Below are 6,472 nucleotides of genomic sequence, written 5' to 3' on the forward strand. Positions count from 1 at the left end.
CATATCATCCGTGAATATGCGTTCCGACTCCAGCGCCAAAGCGTCGATCTACGCGTTAAATCGTAGATCGAGCGCTCTAGGGCGCTTAATTGAGGTTTTCGACGAGCAGCGCATCCACCCGCTGGAAGCCCCGCGGGAGTTTATTACCGCGACGGCCACGTTCACCTTTGTAGTGTTCGAGGTCTTCGGCCTTCAGTTTGTATGGACGTTTACCCGCTTGCAGGATCAACGTAGCACCCGCAGGAATGACCGCAATGTCCGTGACAAACTCTTCACGGCTGGCAACACGGTCACCCGGAACACCGATGATCTTATTGCCCTTGCCCTTCGCCAACTGCGGCAAATCGCTGATATTGAAAACCAGCATACGCCCCTCGCTTGTCACCGCAGCAAGCAAATCATTCTCTCGGTCAGTCACCGGACGAGGCGCAATAACCTTGGCGTTGTTCGGCAGGCTCAACAGGGCTTTACCGGCCTTGTTCTTGGCTTGCAGGTCTTCACCTTTCACCACGAAACCGTAACCGGCGTCGGAGGCGATCACGTACAGCGCATCGTCTTCCGGCATCAGCACGCATTCGAACGTGGCACCGGGCGGTGGCGTCAGGCGGCCGGTCAACGGCTCGCCCTGGCCCCGGGCCGACGGCAACGTGTGCGCGGCGACCGAGTAGCTGCGGCCAGTGGAGTCAATCACCACGGCAGACTGGTTGGAGCGCCCCGCCGCCGAGGTCTTGAAGCCGTCGCCGGCCTTGTACGACAGGCCGGTGGCGTCGATATCGTGGCCCTTGGCTGAGCGAATCCAGCCTTTCTCGGACAATACGACGGTGACTTTCTCGTTCGGCAGCAGATCGTGTTCGGTCAGCGCCTTGGCTTCAGCGCGCTCGACGATTGGCGAACGACGGTCATCGCCGTAGGTTTCAGCGTCTTTCAGCAGCTCGGTGCGCACCAGCTTCTTCAACTTGGCTTCGCTGCCCAGCAACGCTTGCAGCTTGGCTTGTTCCTTGAGCAGTTCGTCCTGCTCGTCGCGCAGCTTCATCTCCTCCAGTCGCGCCAATTGACGCAGACGGGTGTCGAGGATGTAGTCGGCCTGAATCTCGCTGAGGGCGAAGCGCTCGATCAGCTTGGCTTTCGGGTGCTCCTCGGTGCGGATGATGTGGATCACTTCATCCAGGTTGAGGTAGGCGATCAGCAAACCGTCCAACAGGTGCAGACGACGCTCGACCTTGTCGAGGCGGAATTGCAGGCGGCGACGCACGGTCAGCACGCGGAATTCCAGCCATTCGACCAGCAACGCCCGCAGGTTTTTCAGCTGCGGCTTGCCGTCCAGACCGATGATGTTGACGTTGACCCGGTAGGTCGACTCCAGCTCGGTGCTGGCGAACAGGTGCTGCATCAGCGCTTCGTGGTCGACGCGGCTGTTGACCGGAATGATCACGATGCGGCACGGGTTTTCGTGGTCGGATTCGTCGCGCAGGTCAGCGATCTGCGGCGCTTTCGACGGTTTGGCCTGCATCAGTGCGGCGATCTGCTCCAGCACCTTGGCCCCGGAGACCTGATGCGGCAGCGCGGTGACGATGATGTCGCCGTCCTCGACGTGGTACACGGCGCGCATACGCACCGAGCCTTTGCCGGTTTCGTACATTTTCAGCAGGTCGGCGCGCGGGGTGATGATTTCCGCTTCGGTCGGGTAGTCCGGGCCTTGAATGTGCTCGCAAAGCTGCTCGACCGTGGCTTTCGGCTCATCGAGCAGACGCACGCAGGCGGTGGCCACTTCACGCAGGTTGTGCGGCGGCACATCGGTGGCCATGCCCACGGCGATGCCGGTGGTGCCGTTGAGCAGGATGTTCGGCAAACGTGCCGGCAACACCAGCGGTTCCTGCAGGGTGCCGTCGAAGTTCGGGCCCCAGTCAGCCGTGCCCTGGCCCAGTTCGCTGAGCAGCACTTCGGAATAGCGCGACAGACGCGCTTCGGTGTAACGCATGGCGGCGAAGGACTTCGGATCGTCCGGCGCACCCCAGTTGCCCTGGCCGTCGACCAGCGTGTAGCGATAGCTGAACGGCTGAGCCATCAGCACCATTGCTTCGTAGCACGCCGAGTCGCCGTGCGGGTGGAACTTGCCGAGCACGTCACCGACGGTACGCGCCGATTTCTTGTGCTTGGAATCGGCGTCCAGCCCCAGCTCGCTCATCGCATAAATGATGCGCCGCTGTACCGGTTTCAGGCCGTCGCCGATATGCGGCAGAGCACGGTCCATGATCACGTACATGGAGTAGTTGAGGTAGGCATTTTCGGTGAAGTCAGCCAGCGATCGGCGTTCTACGCCGTCTAAGCTGTCTGCAAGGATGTCGCTCATGCGGGCCTCATCGGTTCGTTGTCTGGCGCAGCAGCATGGTGCCGCCGCGCTGGGTAAATTCAAGTTTGTTCAGGGCGCTCATGCCAAGCAGCACCTGATCGCCATGCAGCCCCGGCGCCACCAGTGCGCGGACGTCACGCAGCACGATGTCGCCCAGTTGCAGGCGGTCGATTTTGGTCCGGTAGCCCTGGCTCAGGCCGTTGGCCGTGCTCAGGGTCACGCCGAAACCTTCTTCCAGTTTCAACCGCTTGGCCAGATCCGCCGGGATCGCCACGTCGGTGGCACCGGTGTCGAGCATGAACTCCACCGGCTCACCGTTGATCTGGCCGCTGGCGACAAAATGCCCTTGGGCGTTGCCGGCCAGCTTTACTTCGATCACGCCGTCATGCTGCTCGGACGTGACCACAACGTTCGGATTCTGCTGACGCGCTTCCCACTGGCCAAAAAACCGCGTGGCCAGAAACAGCGCCGCGCACCACGCCAGGATCATCAACACCCGACCGGCGCGTTTGCCCGGCGGTTGCTGACTCACGGCTTGGCGCTCCAGCCACCTTCAGGCGCGGCGAAGCGCCAGACAATCGGGCGAACCTCACCGTCTGCCCGCGGACCGAAATTATTGTCGACGCCAACCCACGCACCCTCAGCGTCAACGATCAGCGCCTCTTCCAATCCGAAGTTCTGCGAGTAACGTCGGTTGGCCTGCAACAGTTCGGCTGCGTACGACCAGCAACGCTCGACCTTGGCGGTCTGCGCATCGCGCCGACAAATCTGGAAGGCGTTGCGTTCAAGGGTAAACAATTTGCCGTTGAACAACGAAAGGTCGGAAAAGTCTCGGTCGACCGCTTTGGCATTTGGGAACTGCGACGGCTGCATCTCCTTGCCGCCCTCGCTGAGCAGCACACAACGACCGTCGCAATTCCACACCGTCTGTTGGCGCTTGATCAGCAGCAAGCCACGGCTTTGCCGTTCGGCGGCCAGCCACAGCTGATCGCCCGCCGGGTTGATCGCCAGGCCTTCGAAAATCGCATTGAAATGCAGGAGCATGCCACTGGCCCGCGCTTCGCGAACCATCATCGACGAGATCTTCAGCCAGTTGACCGGGCCGCTGACGGGCACCTGCAAGACCGCCGCATGACCCTCGCTGACGATGTAGCGATTGCCGGCGCTGTCGCAGCTGATGCCCTCGAAATCCAGGTCGCCACCGCGCACGAACGACGCAGCCCAATTGCGCGAGCGCAACCCCCACGGCAAACCGGTCTCCGGCACCGGGGGCACGTCGATGTGCAAGGCTTCGGCCTGCCAGACCTGATCGGCGGTATTGAGGCGATAGATCTGATCGTCATCGCGGTCCGACACCGTCCACAACTCGCTGCCACACATGGCCAGCCCCGACAGGTTGCCGCCGCGCATGCCGTCGACCGGATGCTCGGAAAGCACGCGCAACTCCTGCAACGGCTCGGCCGACACGCTCATCGCACTCAGCAGTAACGCACCCGCCAAGGCCCAGCCAAACCGCATCAGGCCAGCACCTCGGCGAGGTTGCCCTTGGATTCGAGCCAGGTCTTGCGGTCACCGGCGCGTTTCTTCGCCAGCAGCATGTCCATCATTTCCGAGGTTTGGGCGAAATCTTCGCCCAGCGTCAGTTGCACCAGGCGCCGGGTGTTCGGGTCCATGGTGGTTTCACGCAACTGCGGCGGGTTCATTTCACCCAGACCTTTGAATCGGGTGACCTGCGGTTTGCCGCGCTTCTTCTCGGCCACCAGACGGTCGAGAATCCCGTCGCGCTCGGCTTCGTCGAGGGCGTAGTAGATCTCTTTGCCGAGGTCGATGCGGTACAACGGCGGCATGGCGACGTAGACGTGACCGGCATCCACCAGCGGGCGGAAATGCTGGACGAACAACGCGCAGAGCAGCGTGGCGATGTGCAGACCGTCGGAGTCGGCGTCGGCGAGGATGCAGATCTTGCCGTAGCGCAACTGACTCATGTCCGCGGCGCCCGGGTCGACCCCGATGGCCACGGCGATGTTGTGCACTTCCTGGCTGGCCAGCACTTCGCTGCCGTCGACTTCCCACGTGTTGAGAATCTTGCCGCGCAACGGCAGGATCGCCTGGAATTCCTTGTCCCGCGCTTGCTTGGCGGAACCACCAGCGGAATCACCTTCGACCAGGAACAGCTCGGACCGCATCGGGTCCTGCCCGGCGCAATCAGCCAGTTTGCCCGGCAGCGCCGGCCCCTGGGTGACGCGTTTGCGCTCGACCTTTTTGCTCGCCTTGAGGCGGCGACCGGCGTTGTTGATCGCCAGTTCGGCCAGCGCCAGGCCGGTTTCCGGGTTGACGTTGAGCCACAGGCTGAAGGCGTCCTTGACCACCCCGGAGACGAACGCCGCCGCTTCACGGGACGACAGACGCTCTTTGGTCTGGCCGGAGAACTGCGGCTCCTGCATCTTCATCGACAGCACGAAAGCGATGCGTTCCCAGACGTCTTCCGGCGCCAGCTTCACACCGCGTGGCAGCAAGCTGCGGAATTCGCAGAACTCGCGCATCGCATCGAGCAGGCCCTGACGCAGACCGTTGACGTGGGTGCCGCCCTGCGCCGTCGGGATCAGGTTGACGTAGCTTTCCTGCACCGCGTCGCCACCTTCCGGCAGCCACAGTAGCGCCCAGTCGACCGCTTCTTTATTACCGGCCAGGCTGCCGCAGAACGGCTCGTCCGGCAGGCGTTCGAATTCGCTGACCGCGTCGACCAGATAGGAGCGCAGGCCGTCTTCGTAATGCCACTCGACTTTCTCGCCGGTGCCTTTGTCTTCAAAGCTGACCAGCAGCCCCGGGCACAGCACAGCCTTGGCCTTGAGCACGTGCTTGAGGCGGCTGATGGAGAATTTCGGTGAATCGAAGTATTTCGGGTCCGGCGCGAAGTACACGCTGGTACCGGTATTGCGCTTGCCGACGCTGCCGACGATTTCCAGCTCGGTGGCCTTGAAGCCATCGGCGAAGGTCATCTGGTATTCGTTGCCGTCACGTTTAACTCGTACCCGGACTTCGGTCGACAAAGCGTTGACCACAGAAATACCGACCCCGTGCAGACCGCCGGAGAACTGGTAGTTCTTGTTGGAAAACTTGCCGCCCGCATGAAGCTTGGTGAGGATCAGCTCGACGCCTGACACACCCTCTTCCGGGTGAATGTCGACCGGCATGCCGCGACCGTCGTCGCTGACTTCCAGCGAGTGATCGGCGTGCAGGATCACCTGCACCGATTTGGCGTGGCCGGCCAAGGCTTCGTCGACACTGTTGTCGATGACTTCCTGGGCGAGGTGGTTCGGCCGACTGGTGTCGGTGTACATGCCGGGGCGTTTACGCACCGGGTCGAGGCCCGAGAGGACTTCGATGGCGTCGGCGTTATAAGAGCTAGCGCTGGGAGTGGCCATAGGGTCTCGTCGTCAGTGATTCAATGAAAAAGGGGCAAGACATCACAATGCGGTGAAATCGATTGCCTGATACAAATCGGCGCCAATGCCGGCAAAACTCAGCAACGCCGGCAATTGCCCGGCAAACCCTTGAAAACTATGGTCGCCGCCGGCCTGAATACGCAGCGCACAGGCCCGGTAATACTGCTGGGCGAGGCGATAATCCAGTGTTTCATCGCCGGTCTGCAACCACACCTGATAGCGCTGCGCATCCACGGGCGCCGGCACTTCCAGCTCGGCCAGGGCCGTTACGTGGTCGTGGGTCAGTTCCCAGGTCTCATCGGTATACAGGTTTTTCTGCGTGCCCAGGTATCCGTCGAACATCCGGTGCGGGCTGACCGCCGGGTTGACCAGCAGGGCTTTCAAGCCGTGGCGCTCGACCAAGTGAGTCGCATAGTAGCCGCCGAGTGAGCTTCCCACCAGCAACGGCCGGCCCAGCTCGGCAATCGCCTGCTCCAACTGACCGATGGCTTGACGCGGGTGGTGATGCAGCGCCGGGACACGCAATTGCTCGCTCAAACCCAGCCGTTCCATCACCGCGACCAGCTGACAGGCTTTTTTCGAGGCCGGGGCGCTGTTGAAACCGTGGATATAGAGGATCGAACCGGACATTTGAGCTCCCTGAGTGTCGGCGAAAGATAGCGGAGTTTACAGGGAG

5 protein-coding genes are annotated in these 6,472 nt (G+C 62.0%); all 5 read right to left on the bottom strand.

The genetic code is table 11. From position 1 onward, the window contains the following. Nucleotides 1–85: 85 nt before the first annotated feature. Genes parC through J5M57_RS21325 form a run of 5 tightly spaced genes read right to left on the bottom strand, consistent with a single transcriptional unit; the run spans nt 86 to nt 6,426 of the window. Complete coding sequence (gene parC, locus J5M57_RS21305; protein WP_047600727.1) at nt 86–2,350, bottom strand: DNA topoisomerase IV subunit A; 2,265 nt, start codon at nt 2,348–2,350, stop codon at nt 86–88. Between the two features lie 7 nt (nt 2,351–2,357). Beyond that, nucleotides 2,358–2,882 (bottom strand): TIGR02281 family clan AA aspartic protease, encoded by a 525-nt coding sequence (locus J5M57_RS21310; protein WP_207849129.1) that lies wholly within the window; start codon nt 2,880–2,882, stop codon nt 2,358–2,360. Continuing rightward, nucleotides 2,879–3,868 carry an esterase-like activity of phytase family protein gene (locus tag J5M57_RS21315; protein ID WP_207849130.1) on the bottom strand — a complete coding sequence of 330 codons (990 nt, stop codon included), beginning with the start codon at nt 3,866–3,868 and terminating at the stop codon, nt 2,879–2,881. Before J5M57_RS21315 ends, J5M57_RS21310 begins: the two co-directional genes overlap by 4 nt. Further along, nucleotides 3,868–5,775: a DNA topoisomerase IV subunit B gene (gene parE / locus J5M57_RS21320; RefSeq protein WP_207849131.1), complete on the bottom strand. Its 1,908-nt coding sequence runs from the start codon at nt 5,773–5,775 to the stop codon at nt 3,868–3,870. The genes J5M57_RS21315 and parE overlap by 1 nt, the downstream gene beginning before the upstream one ends. 42 nt (nt 5,776–5,817) lie before the next feature. Next, nucleotides 5,818–6,426, bottom strand: coding sequence for a YqiA/YcfP family alpha/beta fold hydrolase (locus tag J5M57_RS21325; protein ID WP_207849132.1), 609 nt, complete (start codon nt 6,424–6,426; stop codon nt 5,818–5,820). Between the last annotated feature and the right edge of the window lie 46 nt (nt 6,427–6,472).

Origin of the sequence: Pseudomonas sp. 86_A (assembly GCF_017491705.1) — a bacterium.
In the GTDB taxonomy this organism is placed as follows: Bacteria; Pseudomonadota; Gammaproteobacteria; order Pseudomonadales; family Pseudomonadaceae; genus Aquipseudomonas; species Aquipseudomonas koreensis.

Excerpts from the sequence above, each read along its gene's own strand:
- parC (WP_047600727.1), bottom strand. The coding sequence starts at position 2,350 with ATGAGCGACATCCTTGCAGACAGCTTAGACGGCGTAGAACGCCGATCG.
- J5M57_RS21325 (WP_207849132.1), bottom strand. The coding sequence starts at position 6,426 with ATGTCCGGTTCGATCCTCTATATCCACGGTTTCAACAGCGCCCCGGCC.
- J5M57_RS21315 (WP_207849130.1), bottom strand. The coding sequence starts at position 3,868 with ATGCGGTTTGGCTGGGCCTTGGCGGGTGCGTTACTGCTGAGTGCGATG.
- parE (WP_207849131.1), bottom strand. The coding sequence starts at position 5,775 with ATGGCCACTCCCAGCGCTAGCTCTTATAACGCCGACGCCATCGAAGTC.